The organism is Tabrizicola sp. M-4 (assembly GCF_051132405.1).
Lineage (GTDB): Bacteria > Pseudomonadota > Alphaproteobacteria > Rhodobacterales > Rhodobacteraceae > Paragemmobacter.
Genome location: NZ_CP128606.1, coordinates 2,090,170 through 2,105,655, shown reverse-complemented (window position 1 = coordinate 2,105,655; position 15,486 = coordinate 2,090,170). Strand labels below are relative to the sequence as shown.

The window sequence follows — 15,486 nt, the reverse complement described above, 5'->3', positions numbered from 1 at the left end:
TGTGAGGCAGTCCATCTGCCTTGCGGGGGAAGCTACGCGGGGCCTTTTCGGGAAGTTTCAGAGAAAGGGGTTCACAGGTCCGTGATCGTGCCTGCGGCAAGGACCGGCCCTGTGGGCGCACCGGTCGGAGAGCCGCCTTGCGGTTCCAAGGACACGGCGAGGGTCCAGCCGGCGGGGGCCTCGGGGTAGGGGACTGTCAGGCTGTCGCCCGGCAGCAGGCCCAAGGAAACGGGGGCCGCATCCGGGGCGATGATCCAGACTTCCTGCACCTGCCCCTCTGGCGCGGCGCTGCCTGCGACGCGGGTGATGGTCAGCGCCTGCCCGTCGAAGCGTGCTTCGAAGCGGAGCGGCGACGTGGCCTCGCCCAATGTGGCGATGACCGGGGCGGCAGGAGGCGGCAGCAGGAGGAAGGCCGCGCCCGCGGCAACGGCGGCAGCGGTGAGCGTACCGAAGAGCCAGCCGAAGATCGGACGACGGGCCGGTTTCGCCGGTGTCGGGAAGAGCCGCGCCTCGATCTGCGGCAGCAGGTCGGGGGCGGGCGCATCCGCGTAGGCGTCGTTCAACGGGGCAAGACGGTCTTCCCATGCGGTGACCAGCGCGGCGAAGGCGGTGTCGTTCTTCAACCGTGTCTCGACCGCCAGACGGTCGGTCAAGGACAGCACGCCAAGCACATATTCACCGGCCAGCGCGTCGTCCTCTTCCAGCGGGGTCAGGGGGATGTCGTCGGTCGTCATGCGTCCAGACACTCCCTCAGCCTGAGAAGTCCGCGGCGCAGCCAAGTGCGCATGGTGTTCAGGGGCACGTCGTATTGCGCGGCGAGGTCCTGATAGGACAGGCCCCGCAGATAGGCACCGCGGACGGCTTCGGCGCGGTCGGGTTCCAGCGTTTCGAAGCAATCGGCGATGCGGCCTGCCTCGCCTCTGGCGATGAGGCGCGTTTCGGCGGTGGGGGCGGTGTCGCGGACCCGGTCCAGCAGCTCACCATCATTATCGCCACGCGCGGCATCGTCGGGACGGGCGCGCAGGCGGTCGATGGCGTGGTTGCGGGTGATGGCGATCAGCCAGGTCATGCCGCGCCCTTTCGTCGCGTCAAAGCGCCCGGCGCGCAGCCAGACGCGGGTGAAAACTTCCTGCAAGGCCTCTTCGGCCTCGGCCCGGTTGCCAAGGATACGCAGAAGTACGCCCATAAGTTTCGCCGAGGTCTGGGAATAGAGCGTGCGGAAGGCCGCGCGGTCCTGCTGGGCCACCCGGGAAAGAAGCTCTGCTACCGGGTCTTCGGTCATCGCCATCCTGTCGCGCTGCGGCGGATCATAGCCCGTCAGGCGGGGAAGGAAAGCCCGGATCAGCCGCGCCGCCGCCTGCGCCCTTCGGACCCCGCACCGCCTGCGTTGAAGCTGACATCGGGCAGGGTGACCACGGCGGAGAGTTCGGGGAAGGGGTCGGTGGCGTGCGGGATGGCGTTGGCGTTGACGAAATGTTCCTGGAATTTCGGCTCGATAGCGGTTTCGACCTTGTGGATCTGATGCACCGTCGCCTCGATCTGATCGCGCGCCGCGACGTTGCAAAGCGCGATGCGTGCGCCCGTTCCGGCGGCGTTTCCGGCGCTGGTGACCCTGTCGAGCGGGACGTCGGGGATCATGCCCAGAACCATGGCGTGCTTCGGGCTGATATGCGCACCGAATGCCCCGGCGAGGGTGACGCGGTCGACTTTCTCTACGCCCATCTCGTCCATCAGCAGGCGCGCCCCGGCATAGAGCGCGGATTTGGCGAGCTGGATCGCGCGGATGTCGCCCTGCGTGACCATGATGCGTGGGCCGCCTTCGAGGCTGCCGTCATGCAGGATGTAGCTGTGGGTGCGCCCTTCGGGCGCGCAGCGCCAGGTTCCGGTCTGTTCGGGGCTGCCGATCAGGCCGCCCGCATCCAGTAGGCCCGCCATGCGCAACTCGGCCACCGCCTCGATGATGCCGGAACCGCAGATGCCGGTGATGCCGGTCTGCTTGGTCGCTTCGGCAAAGGCGGGATCGTCGGACCAGAGGTCGCAGCCGATGACCCGGAAGCGCGGGTCCTTGGTGACGGGGTCGATTTCCACCCGTTCGATGGCCCCCGGTGCCGCGCGCTGGCCGGAAGAGATCTGCGCGCCCTCGAAGGCGGGGCCTGTGGGGGAGGAACAGGCAAGGACGCGGGTTTCGTTGCCAAGCAGGATCTCGGCATTGGTGCCGACATCCACGATCAGGACCATGTCCTTGGATTTGTTCGGTTCTTCCGAAAGCGCGACGGCGGCGGCATCAGCGCCGACATGGCCCGCGATGCAGGGCAGGACATAGACCCGCGCGGCGCGGTTGAGGTTCGTGAGATCCAGATCGCGGGCGTCCAGCGAGAGCGAACCGGAGGTGGCAAGCGCGAAGGGGGCCTGACCCAGTTCGACGGGGTCGATCCCCAGAAGCAGGTGGTGCATCACGGGATTGCAGACGAAGACCACCTCGTAGATGGCAGAGGGGTCAACGCCCGCCTCGCCCGCGTTGGAGGCGGCAAGCGCGTTGACCGCCTCGCGCACGGCGCGGGTCATTTCCACATCGCCGCCGGGGTTCATCATGGCATAGGAGACGCGGGACATCAGGTCTTCGCCGAAGCGGATCTGCGGATTCATCAGGCCAGAGGAGGCAAGGACGGAGCCGTCCTTCAGGTCGCAGAGATGGGCCGCGATGGTGGTGGAGCCGAGGTCGATGGCAAGGCCGTAGAGGCCGCCCTCATGGAAGCCGGGCCAGAGGTCGAGGATGCGGGGCGCGGCATCGTGGTTGCCCTTGTGCAGGGCCACGGTCACCTTGAATTCCCCTTTGCGCAGAACGGGTTGCAGGCGGCGCAGGAGGGCGAGGTCGGCGACCACATCCTCGACCTGCCATTGGTCGCGCAGGGCTATGGCGAGGCGTTCGAAATCGCCCGTCGGTTCGTGCATGTCGGGTTCCGCCACCTCGACATAGAGGAGGCGGGTGGCGGGATCCATGACGATGTCACGCTGGGTGGCGGATTTGCGGATGACCTGCTTGTGGACCTGGCTTTCCGGGGGCACGTCGATGACCACATCGCCCATCACCTTGGCCTGACAGCCAAGGCGGCGGCCGTCGATCATTCCACGCTTGGATTTGTAGCGTTCCTCGACGGCGTTCCATTCGGTCAGGGCGTCGCCGGCCACGGTCACGCCATGCTTGGGGAAGTCGCCATAGCTGGGCGTGATTTGGCACTTGGAGCAGATGCCGCGCCCGCCGCAGACGGAATCAAGGTCCACGCCCAATTGCCGAGCCGCCGTAAGTACCAGAGTTCCCAAGGGAAAACGGCCACGTTTGCCGGAGGGGGTGAAGATGACGAGCGCGTCTTCGGTCATTGTGTCGGGTCCGTTTCGGAAAGGAAGCTGTAGCGGATTTCGGAAAAGCCGTCGGCGGCGAAGGTATAGAACCAGCGGAGCGGGCCTTCGGCCACGGGAATGCCATGGATGGCCCCGCCGGGAATGTAAAGCGCGATGCCGGGGGCGAGGCGGTGGGACTGCCCGTCGATCTGCACGGAGCCTTCGCCTTCGAGGCCGAAATAGACCTCTGCCTGCGGGTGGGAATGCAGGGGGAAGGTGTCGCCCCGGTCCATGATGGCGATGCCGCAGGTGAGTGCGTCGCTGTCGGTGGTGGGGGCGGAGATCAGGGTGCGGAAGCGGATGCTGCCGCGTGCGGGGTCATCCCAGCACTCGTCAGGAAGGGTGGCGCTGTCCACGGCGGTGGGGGTGGGCAAGGGGCATCTCCTGTTCGCGTCCCTGTTCTAGGGCGGCGCGGGGAAGCGTCCATGTCGGATTGCGTCAGATCAGGTGTCGCGGGCGTCAATCGGGGGACTTGTCCAGCCAGTCGAGGATCGCCTTGCGGTCGCCGTCCAGAAGGGGGGCGGCACTACGGGTGGTAGGGTCGGGGAGGGTGGACATCTTGATCGGGTTGCCGGAGGCCATGAAGGCGGGGCCACCGGGGCGGGGGGTGATGGGGAGGACCATGTTGCGGGCGAGGATTTGCGGGTCGCGCAGCGCCTCGGCCATGGTCTGGACGCGGCCGGTGGGGATGCCTGCGGCATCAAGGGTGGAAATCCATTGCGCGGCGGTCTGGCCCAGGGTTACCGCTTCGATCAAGCGTTTGAGAAGATGGACATTTTCGCAGCGCGCGGCATTGGTGGCGAAGCGCGGATCATCGGCGAGGGGCAGGGGCAGCGTGTCGCAGAGGCGGCGGAAGAGAGCGTCATTGCCGGCGGCGATGACGAAGAAGCCGTCGGAGGCGCGGAAGGTGGAGAAGGGGGTGATGGTCGGATGCCGCGCTCCGGTGGGGCCGGGGGGCGTTCCGGTGGCGGTTGTTATGGCGAGGCTGTGCTCCTGTATGGCCAGTTGGGCATCCAGCATGCCGATGTCGACCTTGGCGCCTTTCCCCGTCTTTTCAAGCGCATAGAGGGCGGCCAGCACGCCGTGGGCAAGGTACATTCCGGCGACGATGTCGCCGATGGAGGCGCCCACGCGGACGGGGGGGCCGCCTTCTTCGCCGGTGATGGACATGACGCCGCCGCGGGCTTGGACGACCATGTCATAGGCGGGTTTGGCGGCGTCGGGGCCGGTATGGCCGAAGCCTGACACCGCGCCGTAGATCAGGCGGGGGTGGCGGGCGTGCAGGGTTTCCCAAGCATAGCCCAGACGGTCCATGACGCCGGGGCGGAAATTTTCCAGCAGGACGTCGCAGCGGCCGAGGAGGCGGTCGAAGATCGCGCGGTCGGGGGCGGATTTGAGGTCGAGCGCGATGGAGCGCTTGCCTGCGTTAAGTGCCGAGAAATAGGCGGATTCCCCGTCCACGAAGGGCGGGAAGGCGCGGGTGTCGTCGCCGGTTCCGGGGCGTTCCACCTTGATCACCGAGGCACCCAGATCGGAGAGGATGGTGGAGCAGAAAGGCCCCGCGAGGACATGGGTGAGATCGAGGATGGTGAGGCCGGAAAGGGGGGCTGTCATCGGGGATGCCTCGGCTGCGTTCATCTTTTGGCAAGGATGCGCGGATGGTGGGGATTTGCAAGGCAAGTGTCGGAAAAGGCGGGGAAAGGGCGAAAACGACTGTACCGGAACCTGTGCCGGAAACCGTGCCGCAAACTGTACATACGCAGCGGGCCCTGCCTTGAGAAAGGGTTAACCGCTGCGTGGGAGGTTGGGGGGTGGAGGCCCCGGAGCGGGTCCGGGGCGGGGGACGGGAAGGAATGAGGTCAAGCGGTGGTGGCCTGCAGGAAGGCCGCGCAGCCGGTGAGGGCGGCGAAATCGTCCTCGACCACGGTGACGGAGAAATCCTTTTGCAGCAGGTCCACGCGGCGGGGTTCGCGGAAGGTTTCGGGCAGGCCGAAGCGGGCGAAATGCGGGGTCATGGCGCGGGACATGCCGCCGATCAGATAGATGCCGCCATAGGGCAGGTGGATGAGCGCAAGGTCGGCAAGGACCTGTGCGAGGATCGTGGTGTAGAGGCGGGCGGCATGGGTTGCGATCGGGTCGCCTGCGGCGAGGGCGGTAAGGACTTCGGCGGAGGTCTTTTCCTGCGGGTGGCCAGCCTCGGTCGCCGCGAAGGCGTGGAGGTTGGCGAGGCCGCGGCCGGCGAGGACCTCTTCCGCGCCGCAATGCGGGGTTTCGCCGCGCGCGGTCAGGCGGGCCTCGATGAAGCGCATGAGGCGGAGGTCTTCCTCGGACCGGACGGGCATGTTGACATGGCCGCATTCGGAGGGCGGGACGACGCGGGCCGCGCCTTGGCCGTGAACGGGGGCGGCGTTGACGCCCGTGCCCAAGCCCACGACGAGTTTCGGGGCATCCGGGTGGACGGGGCCGGGGATGAGGGTGCGGAGGTGGTCGGGCGCGATATGGCCGAGGGCGTGGCCCTGCGCCTGCAGGTCGTTCAGGATCGCCACCCGTCGCGCGCCGGTGGCGGCGGTGAGTTTCGCGCCGTCCATCGTCCAGTCGAGATTGGTCATGGTGGCGACGCCGTCCTGCACGGGGCCTGCGGCGGCGACGCAGACGCCGTCGGGGCGCGCGCCTGTCGTGGCGAGGTAGTCCTGCAGGATATGGGCGATGTCCTTGCCTGCGGCCTTGTATTCGGCGTTCGGATAGCGGGCGATGCTGTCGGGCCGGACGGCGGTGCCATCGGCAAGGGCCACGCGGGTATTGGTGCCGCCGATATCGGCAAGGATGGCGAGGGACATGGGCGGCGCTCCGGTTCAGTCGTTCCGCGCCAGCGCGCGGGCGAGGGCGTGATAGGAGGATTTCGGGGTGCGCTTCAAGGTGTCGAAATCCACATGGACGAGGCCGAAGCGTTTTTCATAGCCCTCGGCCCATTCGTAATTGTCGAGGAGGGACCAGTAGAAGAAGCCTTTGACATTGGCCCCGTCGGCGATGGCCCGTTTGGTGGCGGCGAGGTGGGCGAAGAGGAAGTCTTCGCGCACTTTGTCCGGCGTGTCGGTGTCGTCGGCATTCGCCATGCCGTTTTCGGTGACGTAGAGGGGCAGGTCGCCGACGTAATCCTTAGCCATGCGGGTGAGGAAATGGTGCAGGCCTTCGGGGTAGATTTCCCAGCCCATCTGGGTTTTGGGGCGGTCGCCTGCCACGTCTTTCAGCGACGGCCAAGGGGTACCGGGGGCGTGGGCGTTGAGGTGGCGGGTGTAGTAGTTGAGACCCAGCCAGTCGACGCGCTGGCCGATCAGGGCCATGTCATCCTGCCAATTGGCGGGCATGTGGGGGGCGAGGCCTTCGAGGACGTTTTCGGGGTAGGTGCGGCGGGTGATGGCCTCGATGAACCAGCGGTTGAAGATGCCGTCCCAGAGGGCGGCGGCCTTCACGTCCTCGGGCTTGTCGGTGGCGGGTTGGGCATAGTCGAAGTTCAGGACGATGCCGAGATTGCCTTGCCCCATGCCGCGCAGGCGTTCCACGGCAAGGCCGTGCGCCAGCAGGATGTGGTGCATGGCGCGGGCGGCGGCGCGGATGTCGCGCAGGCCCGGGGCGTGGATGCCCATGAAATGCGACAGCCACGCGACGCACCAAGGTTCGTTGATCGTAGCGATGGAGGCGACGCGGTCGCCGATGCGGGCCGTGATGCATTCGGCGAAATCGGCGAAGCGGTGGCAGGTGTCGCGGTTGGTCCATCCGCCCTTGTCGGCCAAGGCCGAGGGCATTTCCCAGTGGTAGAGCGTCTGGAAGGGTTTCAGGCCGCGGTCCAGCATGCCATCGACGAGGCGGTCGTAGAAATCCAGCCCTTCGGGGTTGGGCGTGACGCCATCGGGCATGACGCGATTCCACGCGGTGGAGAAGCGGTAGGCGTCCATGTTGGCGCGTTTGAGCAGGTCGAGGTCCTGCGGCCAGTTGTGGTAATGGTCGCAGGCGGTATCGCCATTCTCGGCCCGGACCACGTTGCCGGGGGTGGCGGAGAAGGTGTCCCAATGGCAGGGACCGGCGCCGCCCCATTGCATGCCCTCGATCTGATAGGCGGCGGTGGCGGCCCCGAAGAGGAATCCTTCGGGGAAGTCGAAGCGCGAGAGCGTCATGGGATCAGGCCTTGCGGGGGGCCGGTCCGGTGGACTGGCCGATGATGAGTTCCGCCTCGAGCAGGCGATGCTGGGGGTCACCGGTCCGGGTGGAGATGATGTCCAGCAGCATTTCGGCGGCGATGCGCCCGGCCTCGCGCACGGAGGAGCGGGTGGCGGTGAAGATCGGGACGTCGCCGCCGTTCTTCATGTAGGAGAGGTCGTCGTCATGGATGATGACCGAGACGTCGCGGCCCATCTTCAGCCCGCGCTCCTCGATCGCGCGGCGGACGCCCATGCCGGAGATCATGGAGGCGACGAGGAAGGCGGTGGGGGCGTCGGGCGCGTCGAGCATGGTGGAGGCGGCGCGGTAGCCGGAGATTTCCGTCATCTCGTCGGAGGACATCAGCGCGGGATCGGGGGTGAGGCCGCGCTTGGTGAGGGCGTCGACATAGCCGGTGCGGCGGCGGATGGCGAAATCCATGAATTCAAGGCCGTTCACGAGGCCGATGCGGGTATGGCCGAGGTCGAGGAGGAAATTGGCCGCGCGTTCGAAGGCGCGACGGTTGTTCACGTCGACCCAGGAATAGGGCAGTTCGGTGCCGGTGGCGCGGCCATGGACGAGGAAGGGCATCCCGATTTCATGCAGGAGCGGGATGCGCGGGTCGTTCATGCGCGGGGCGTGGAGGATGACGCCATCGGCGCTGCCGCGGGATTTGAGGTCGCGATAGGCCTGTTCTTCATCCTCGTCGGGGACGACGGAGAGGATCATGTCATAGCCGTTGCGGGAATAGGTTTCGCCCGCGCCGGCGATGAAGTCGGCGAAGATGGGGTTGACGATCTCGTGCCGGGTGGCGAGCGGGATGACATGGCCGATGGCCAGTGCGCGGCCTGTGGCGAGGCGGATGGCGCGGGTGTTGGGGCGGTAGTTGTGCCGCTTGGCCGCGGCCATGACGCGTTCGCGCGTGGCCTCGTTGACCTCGGGGTAGCCGTTCAGGGCGCGGCTGACGGTCGTGGGCGAGAGGCCCAGTTTCGTGGCCAGTTCCTTGAGGTTCATGGGGCGGCGGCTTCCAAACCGGTTTCAATCGGGGGGCAGGTTAGACAAGTGAATTGTCAAGGTCAAAGAGAATGCAGCCGTTTGCGAAAACGTTTACGCCGTTTTTCGGGGCAGTGCGGACGGTTTGGATGGGTTTCCAATGCGCTTTGGATTGACTTGTGGGGTGTGATCGGCAAGGGTGCGGCATCCAAAGCGGTTTGAGCGTGATTCTGCCGTTTGGTTTTCAAAGCCCCGTCCAGAGGGCGGGGAATCGGGAGGAAGACATGAAAGCGAAATACCTCGCGAGCGCGGCAGCGCTTGCGCTTCTGGCCGGTCCGTCGCTGGCGCAGGACCTGAAGTTTCCGGTGGGCGAAGGCGCCTTCAACTGGGACAGCTATACGGCCTTTGACGAGGCCACCAACCTGGAAGGCCAGACGCTGACGATCTTCGGGCCGTGGCGCGGCGAGGATCAGGTGCTGGTCGAGTCGATGCTGGCCTATTTCGAGGCGGCTTCGGGCGTGGATGTGAGCTATTCCTCGTCGGAAGGCTATGAGCAGCAGATCATCATCGACGCCGAGGCGGGTTCGCCCCCGGATGTCGCCGTGCTGCCGCAGCCGGGCCTGATCGGCGATCTGGCCGCCAAGGGTTTTGTCGTGCCGCTGGGCGACGAGACGAAGGCTTGGCTGACCGAGAACTATGGCGCGGGCGCGTCCTGGGCCGCTCTGGGGACCTATAAGGGTGCCGACGGCGCCGAAGCCCTGTATGCCTTCCCCTATAAGGCGGACGTGAAGTCGCTGGTCTGGTATTCGCCCGACAACTTCGCCGATGCGGGCTATGAAGTGCCCACGACGATGGAAGAGCTGAAGGCGCTGACCGACCAGATCGTGGCCGATGGCGGCACGCCGTGGTGCATCGGTCTGGGTTCGGGCGGTGCGACGGGCTGGCCCGCGACCGACTGGGTCGAGGACATGATGCTGCGCACGCAGTCGCCCGACGTCTATGACAAGTGGGTGCGCAACGAGATCCCGTTCAACGATCCGGCCGTCATCGGCGCGATCGAGGAATTCGGCTGGTTCGCGCGCAATGACGCCTATGTGGCGGGTGGTGCGGCGGCCGTCGCCTCGACCGACTTCCGCGACAGCCCGAAGGGTCTCTTCTCGTCGCCGCCGCAGTGCTACATGCACCGTCAGGCGTCGTTCATCCCGTCCTTCTTCCCGGAAGGCACGGAACTGGGCACGGATGCGGACTTCTTCTACTTCCCGGCCTATGCCGAGAAGGATCTGGGCCAGCCCGTTCTGGGTGCCGGCACGTTGGCCTTCATGATGAAGGACACCGAAGCAGGCCGCGCCTTCATCGAATGGCTGAAAACCCCGATCGCGCATGAGGTGTGGATGGCGCAATCCGGCTTTGTCACCCCGCACAAGGGCGTGGACGCCGCGCTGTACGGTTCGGATGCGCTGCGCAAGCAGGGCGAGATCCTTGCCAATGCGACGACCTTCCGCTTCGACGGTTCGGACCTGATGCCGGGTGCCGTGGGCGCGGGCAGCTTCTGGACCGGCATGGTCGACTACACCGGCGGCAAGTCGGCGCAGGAAGTGGCCGACACCATCCAGGCGTCCTGGCCGAAGTGATCGCCTCCCGGCGTGCTGTATGAGTGACTGAAGTTGGCGGGTCCGGGCATCATGCCCGGGCCCGTCCAAGCCAGACCGGGCCAACCCGGCGGCAGGGCGGTTGCCGCCCGCCAGACCTTGGGAGGGGAATCCATGAATCCTGCAGTGCAGGCCCTGTTGGTGATCGTCATCGGCGTTGGCGGTTGCGTGGGCTATTTCTTTCTGTCGAACCTGTTTCTGGACAAGGTTCTTTTCCCTGCCCGGGGGCCGAATGCGGGCGTGAACACCAGCCGGGCGAACATGATCCGGCCATGGCTGTTCCTGATGCCCGCCATGGTGGCGCTGGGTCTGTATCTTGCCTATCCCGTCTTTGCGACCTTCTGGCTGTCGTTGAACCGCGACGGGACATTCGTGGGCTTTGCCAATTATTCGTCGATGTTCTCTGAGGCGAAGTTCTGGGAATCGATGCGCAACAACATGCTGTGGCTGGTCGTGGTGCCTGCGGCATCGACGGCCTTCGGCCTGCTGGCTGCGCAACTGACGGACCGGATCGGCTGGGGCAATATCGCGAAATCGTTGATCTTCATGCCGATGGCGATTTCCTTCGTGGGCGCGTCGGTGATCTGGAAACTGATCTATGACACGCGTCCGGTGGAGCAGGCGCAGATCGGCCTGCTGAATGCGCTGTGGTTGAAATTCGAGGGGGGCGTCGGGTCCTTCCTGTTGCTGCGGCTGTTGCCGGGGCTGTTCCTGCTTGCGGTTCTGGCGCTGCTGCTCTGGGCGGCGTGGTCGCTGTTGCGGCCGGTTCTGGGCGGCGCGGCGAAGGGCGGCTGGATGACGGCGGGGCGGATCGTCGGGGCAGCGGTGGCGCTGTTCATCGCCTGGATCGTGGCGACCTGGCTGATCGGGATCGTGGCGAACGAATTGCCCTATGGCCAGCCGCAGACATGGCTGTCGATGCCTTATTGGAACAGCTTTTTCCTGATGGCGGTGCTGGTCTGGATTCAGACCGGCTTTGCCATGGTGATCCTGTCGGCGGCGCTGCGCGGCGTGCCGGAGGATACGATCGAGGCGGCGCTGCTGGATGGGGCGAACCCGTTCCAGATCTTCTTTCAGGTGAAGGTGCCGCAGATCATGCCGACCATCGTGGTCGTCTGGACCACCATCACCATCGTCGTGCTGAAGGTCTTCGACATCGTGCTGGCCATGACCAATGGCCAGTGGGAGACGCAGGTTCTGGCGAATTACATGTATGACAAGCTCTTCCGTGCGCTGGACTGGGGCGTGGGCTCGGCATCGGCCATGATCATCATGCTCTTGGTGACGCCGATCCTCGTCTGGAACGTCTACAACGCCCGCAAGGAAATGCGCTGAGGGGGATGGTCTGATGGACAATATCGCAGGCAAGAAACCGGCGCTTTTGTGGGTGGTGCATCTCTGCACGGCGGCGCTTGTGGCGCTGTGGGTGCTGCCGACCTTCGGGCTGCTGGTGTCGTCCTTCCGGACGGGGGACCAGATCGCGACCTCGGGCTGGTGGCAGGCGCTTTCGACGCAGGAGAGCCAGTTGCCGGCCATCCGCATCGCGGGTGAGGAGGTGCCGGTGGATGGCGGCTTTGCCATTCAGGGCAATCTGTTCGAGGGTCAGGGCGCGGTGATCAGCCATTGGGGGACATCCTCGCGCGAGCCGGAGGCCTATGAACCCGGCGCGGTGGCGGATCTGGGCGACGGGGTTTCGCTGACGGTGGCGGAGACGGGGGATTTCGTCCTGTCCTCGGCCACGTCGATGGCGGATCTGCGGATGCCGCGCGTCTTTGTCAGCGCGGCGACGCCGCCCGAATTCACCATCGACAACTATGGCAACGTGATCGCCAGTCCGCTGGCGGGGCAGTCGATCGGGCAGGCCTTCATCAACACGCTGACAGTGGCGATTCCGGCGACGATCATCCCCATTCTGGTGGCGGCCTTTGCGGCCTATGCGCTGGCATGGATGGATTTTCCGGGGCGGGCGTTGCTGGTGGCGATGGTGGTGGGGCTTTTGGTGGTGCCGCTGCAACTGGCGCTGATCCCGCTGTTGCAGTTCCATAACTGGATCGGGATCGGGAAGGGCTATCTGGGCATCTGGCTGGCGCATACCGGGTTCGGGTTGCCGCTGGCGATTTACCTGCTGCGCAACTACATGGCCGGTCTGCCGCGCGACATCATCGAGAATGCGCGGGTGGACGGGGCGACGGATTTCCAGATCTTCGTGAAGATCATCCTGCCGCTTTCTTTCCCTGCCTTGGCGTCCTTTGCCATCTTCCAGTTCCTGTGGACGTGGAACGACCTTCTGGTGGCGCTGGTCTTCCTTGGGACGGGCAATGACCAGCAGGTGCTGACGGGGAACCTTGTGAACCTGATGGGGTCACGCGGGGGGGATTGGGAAATTCTGTCGGCCTCGGCCTTCGTGTCGATAGCGGTGCCGCTGGTGGTGTTCTTTGCGATGCAGAAATATCTGGTCCGCGGCCTGCTGGCCGGATCGGTGAAGTGAGAAAGACGGAAAGATGACGGACGTGATCGGCCATGATGCCGAATGGTGGCGCGGGGCGGTGATCTATCAGATCTATCCCCGCAGCTATCAGGACAGCAATGGCGACGGGGTGGGCGATCTGGGCGGGATCGTGGAGCGGCTACCGCATATCGCGGGGCTGGGGGCGGATGCGATCTGGATCAGCCCCTTCTTCACCAGCCCGATGAAGGATTTCGGCTATGACGTGAGCGATTATTGCGACGTCGATCCGATGTTCGGCAGCCTTGCCGATTTCGACCGGGTGGTGGCGCGGGCGCATGAGCTGGGTCTGAAGGTGATGATCGATCTGGTGCTGTCGCATACCAGCGACCAGCATCCGTGGTTCAAGGAAAGCCGGAAGGACCGGGGGAACGCCAAGGCGGATTGGTATGTCTGGGCGGAGCCGAAGCCCGATGGGACGGCGCCGAACAACTGGCTGTCGGTCTTTGGCGGGTCGGCATGGCAGTGGGACGGGCGGCGGCAGCAATATTACCTGCACAACTTCCTGACCAGCCAGCCGGATTTGAACCTGCACCATGAGCCGGTGCAGGAGGCGCTTTTGGATGTGGCGCGGTTCTGGCTGGAGCGGGGGGTGAACGGGTTCCGGCTGGACACGATCAACTTCTATTTCGCGGACAGGTATCTGCGCGACAACCCGTCGCTGCCGCCGGAATTGCGCAATGACAGCATCGCGCCGAGCGTGAACCCCTATAACCACCAGTTGCACCTGTTTTCCAAGAACCAGCCGGAGAATCTGGATTTCCTGCGCAAGTTCCGCGCGGTGCTGAACCCCTATGGCGCGGCGGCGGTGGGCGAGGTGGGCGATGCCCAGCGGGGGCTGGAGATCATGGGCGAATATACCTCGGGCGGGGACAAGGTGCAGATGTGCTATCCGTTCGAGATGCTGCAACCGGCGCGGCTGACGGCGGCGCTGGCGGCGCGGACCTTCGACAGGCTGGCGGCGGCGGCGCCGGATGCCTGGCCGTGCTGGGCCTATTCGAACCATGACACGGTGCGGCATGTGACGCGCTGGGGGCTGTCGGATGCGGCGGCGCGGGTTTACGCGACGATGCTGATGTGCCTGCGCGGGTCGGTCTGCCTGTATCAGGGTGAGGAATTGGGCCTGCCCGAGGCGGAGATCGGTTTCGAGGAATTGCAGGACCCTTACGGCATCGAGTTCTGGCCGGAGTTCAAGGGCCGCGACGGGTGCCGGACGCCGATGCCATGGGTCACGGATAACGGGCTGTGCGGCTTTTCCAGCGCCGAGCGCGCGTGGCTGCCGGTGACGGCGCCGCATCGGCCCCTGTCGGTGGCGGCGCAGGAGGCGGAGGCAGGGTCGATGCTGCATCATTACCGCAGCGTGCTTGCCTTCCGGCGCGGGCATCCGACTTTCGCGCAGGGGCGCATGACCGGGTGGAAGGCGGAGGGGGATGTCTTCTCCTTCATCCGCAGCGGGGGGATCGAGATCTTCTGCGCCTTCAATCTGGGCGAGGGCGCGGCGGAGGTCACGCTTCCGGCGGGGCATTGGGAACGGATCGGCGAGTCCGTGGGCAGCGTCGCGCCCGCGGGGGGGAAGGTGCATCTGCCCGCATGGGGCTGCTGCATCGCGCGCAAGGTTTAAGGGGAGGGTGGACGGATGGCGGACCTGAAACTGGTCGGAGTCGAGAAGGCCTATGGCGAGGTGAAGGTGTTGAAGGACATCAACCTCGACATCAAGACGGGGGAATTGATCGTCTTCGTCGGCCCCTCGGGCTGCGGCAAGTCCACGCTTTTGCGGATGATCGCGGGGCTGGAGCGGATCACGGGCGGGGATTTCACCATCGACGGGGTGAAGATGAACGACGTGCCGCCCGCGCAACGGGGCATCGCGATGGTGTTCCAATCCTACGCGCTGTACCCGCATATGACGGTTCGCGACAACATGGCTTTCGCGCTGAAGATCGCGAAGAAATCGGCGGCGGAGATCGGCGCGGCGGTCGACAAGGCGGCGAAGATCCTGCAACTGACGCCCTATCTGGACCGTCTGCCCAAGGCCCTGTCGGGCGGGCAGCGGCAGCGGGTGGCCATCGGGCGGGCCATCGTGCGCGACCCGAAGGTCTATCTCTTCGACGAGCCGCTTTCGAACCTTGATGCCGCGCTGCGGGTGGCGACGCGGATCGAGATCGCGCAGTTGAAGGAGCAGATGCCGAATTCCACCATGATCTATGTGACCCATGATCAGGTGGAGGCGATGACGCTGGCATCCCGCATCGTGGTGCTGGCGGGGGGCGGGATCAGCCAGGTGGGCACGCCCTTGGAGCTGTATGAGCGGCCGGAGAACGAATTCGTGGCGCAATTTATCGGCAGCCCGTCGATGAACCTGCTGGCGGGCGAGGTTGTGGGGACCGGGGCGGAGACGGTCGTGCGCCTTGCCAATGGCGGGACGGCGCGGTCTGCGGTGCCGACCACGGCGGCGGATATGGGGTTGAAGGTGAATGTGGGCGTCCGGCCCGAGGACCTTGTCGAGACGACGGGCGAGGCGGTCTTTACCGGCGAGGTGGAGATCACCGAGGCGCTGGGGGAGGTGACGCTGCTCTATTTCAAGCGGCAGGGCGATGGCGCGCAGATGGTGGCGAAGCTGCCGGGCATCCATGCGGAGTTACGGCACAAGACCGTTTCGCTGGGGGCCGACCCGAAGAAGGTGCATGTCTTCGCGGGTGGGAAATCGCTGCTTTATCGGTGAGCGGCGGAGTGGGGGCCAGCCCC

Annotated in this window: 13 protein-coding genes; 5 read left to right on the top strand and 8 right to left on the bottom strand. The window is 65.7% G+C overall.

All coding sequences use genetic code 11. The features are described from left to right. Window positions 1–71: 71 nt before the first annotated feature. The 8 genes from TabM4_RS10195 to TabM4_RS10160 all read right to left on the bottom strand — a co-directional run bounded on the left by TabM4_RS10195 (window position 72) and on the right by TabM4_RS10160 (window position 8,607). On the bottom strand, window positions 72–734 hold the full coding sequence (locus TabM4_RS10195) for an anti-sigma factor (protein ID WP_434611949.1): 663 nt from the start codon (window positions 732–734) through the stop codon (window positions 72–74). Continuing rightward, window positions 731–1,282, bottom strand: a complete 552-nt coding sequence (locus TabM4_RS10190; RefSeq protein WP_434611947.1) for a sigma-70 family RNA polymerase sigma factor — start codon at window positions 1,280–1,282, stop codon at window positions 731–733. Before TabM4_RS10190 ends, TabM4_RS10195 begins: the two co-directional genes overlap by 4 nt. Before the next feature lie 59 nt (window positions 1,283–1,341). After that, on the bottom strand, window positions 1,342–3,378 hold the full coding sequence (locus TabM4_RS10185; RefSeq protein WP_434611946.1) for an ASKHA domain-containing protein: 2,037 nt from the start codon (window positions 3,376–3,378) through the stop codon (window positions 1,342–1,344). After that, a complete protein-coding gene (locus TabM4_RS10180) occupies window positions 3,375–3,773 on the bottom strand; it encodes a cupin domain-containing protein (RefSeq protein WP_434611944.1) in 399 nt (132 codons plus the stop codon). Before TabM4_RS10180 ends, TabM4_RS10185 begins: the two co-directional genes overlap by 4 nt. 85 nt (window positions 3,774–3,858) lie before the next feature. Then, on the bottom strand, window positions 3,859–5,013 hold the full coding sequence (locus TabM4_RS10175) for a CaiB/BaiF CoA transferase family protein (RefSeq protein ID WP_434611943.1): 1,155 nt from the start codon (window positions 5,011–5,013) through the stop codon (window positions 3,859–3,861). A gap of 245 nt (window positions 5,014–5,258) precedes the next feature. Then, window positions 5,259–6,236: an ROK family protein gene (locus tag TabM4_RS10170; protein ID WP_434611941.1), complete on the bottom strand. Its 978-nt coding sequence runs from the start codon at window positions 6,234–6,236 to the stop codon at window positions 5,259–5,261. A gap of 15 nt (window positions 6,237–6,251) precedes the next feature. Next, window positions 6,252–7,571 (bottom strand): GH1 family beta-glucosidase, encoded by a 1,320-nt coding sequence (locus TabM4_RS10165; protein ID WP_434611940.1) that lies wholly within the window; start codon window positions 7,569–7,571, stop codon window positions 6,252–6,254. A 4-nt stretch (window positions 7,572–7,575) separates the two neighbouring features. Further along, on the bottom strand, window positions 7,576–8,607 hold the full coding sequence (locus TabM4_RS10160; RefSeq protein WP_434611939.1) for a substrate-binding domain-containing protein: 1,032 nt from the start codon (window positions 8,605–8,607) through the stop codon (window positions 7,576–7,578). Between the two features lie 263 nt (window positions 8,608–8,870). On the opposite strand from TabM4_RS10160, the gene TabM4_RS10155 reads away from it, so the two are divergent. The 5 genes from TabM4_RS10155 to TabM4_RS10135 all read left to right on the top strand — a co-directional run bounded on the left by TabM4_RS10155 (window position 8,871) and on the right by TabM4_RS10135 (window position 15,463). Beyond that, complete coding sequence (locus TabM4_RS10155; protein ID WP_434611938.1) at window positions 8,871–10,217, top strand: ABC transporter substrate-binding protein; 1,347 nt, start codon at window positions 8,871–8,873, stop codon at window positions 10,215–10,217. A gap of 132 nt (window positions 10,218–10,349) precedes the next feature. Then, window positions 10,350–11,570 (top strand): carbohydrate ABC transporter permease, encoded by a 1,221-nt coding sequence (locus TabM4_RS10150; protein WP_434611936.1) that lies wholly within the window; start codon window positions 10,350–10,352, stop codon window positions 11,568–11,570. 13 nt (window positions 11,571–11,583) lie between these two features. Beyond that, the gene (locus tag TabM4_RS10145) at window positions 11,584–12,723 is read left to right on the top strand and encodes a carbohydrate ABC transporter permease (protein ID WP_434611934.1); all 1,140 of its coding nucleotides are present in this window, start codon (window positions 11,584–11,586) and stop codon (window positions 12,721–12,723) included. A 13-nt stretch (window positions 12,724–12,736) separates the two neighbouring features. Continuing rightward, a complete protein-coding gene (locus TabM4_RS10140) occupies window positions 12,737–14,362 on the top strand; it encodes an alpha-glucosidase (RefSeq protein ID WP_434611933.1) in 1,626 nt (541 codons plus the stop codon). A 15-nt stretch (window positions 14,363–14,377) separates the two neighbouring features. Next, window positions 14,378–15,463, top strand: coding sequence for an ABC transporter ATP-binding protein (locus TabM4_RS10135; protein WP_434611931.1), 1,086 nt, complete (start codon window positions 14,378–14,380; stop codon window positions 15,461–15,463). Window positions 15,464–15,486: the final 23 nt, after the last annotated feature.

What these genes read in the sequence shown, in the direction of transcription:
- TabM4_RS10195 (WP_434611949.1), bottom strand. Translation starts at nt 734, where the DNA reads ATGACGACCGACGACATCCCCCTGACCCCGCTGGAAGAGGACGACGCG.
- TabM4_RS10190 (WP_434611947.1), bottom strand. Translation starts at nt 1,282, where the DNA reads ATGACCGAAGACCCGGTAGCAGAGCTTCTTTCCCGGGTGGCCCAGCAG.
- TabM4_RS10185 (WP_434611946.1), bottom strand. Translation starts at nt 3,378, where the DNA reads ATGACCGAAGACGCGCTCGTCATCTTCACCCCCTCCGGCAAACGTGGC.
- TabM4_RS10175 (WP_434611943.1), bottom strand. Translation starts at nt 5,013, where the DNA reads ATGACAGCCCCCCTTTCCGGCCTCACCATCCTCGATCTCACCCATGTC.
- TabM4_RS10170 (WP_434611941.1), bottom strand. Translation starts at nt 6,236, where the DNA reads ATGTCCCTCGCCATCCTTGCCGATATCGGCGGCACCAATACCCGCGTG.
- TabM4_RS10165 (WP_434611940.1), bottom strand. Translation starts at nt 7,571, where the DNA reads ATGACGCTCTCGCGCTTCGACTTCCCCGAAGGATTCCTCTTCGGGGCC.
- TabM4_RS10160 (WP_434611939.1), bottom strand. Translation starts at nt 8,607, where the DNA reads ATGAACCTCAAGGAACTGGCCACGAAACTGGGCCTCTCGCCCACGACC.
- TabM4_RS10155 (WP_434611938.1), top strand. Translation starts at nt 8,871, where the DNA reads ATGAAAGCGAAATACCTCGCGAGCGCGGCAGCGCTTGCGCTTCTGGCC.
- TabM4_RS10150 (WP_434611936.1), top strand. Translation starts at nt 10,350, where the DNA reads ATGAATCCTGCAGTGCAGGCCCTGTTGGTGATCGTCATCGGCGTTGGC.
- TabM4_RS10145 (WP_434611934.1), top strand. Translation starts at nt 11,584, where the DNA reads ATGGACAATATCGCAGGCAAGAAACCGGCGCTTTTGTGGGTGGTGCAT.
- TabM4_RS10140 (WP_434611933.1), top strand. Translation starts at nt 12,737, where the DNA reads ATGACGGACGTGATCGGCCATGATGCCGAATGGTGGCGCGGGGCGGTG.
- TabM4_RS10135 (WP_434611931.1), top strand. Translation starts at nt 14,378, where the DNA reads ATGGCGGACCTGAAACTGGTCGGAGTCGAGAAGGCCTATGGCGAGGTG.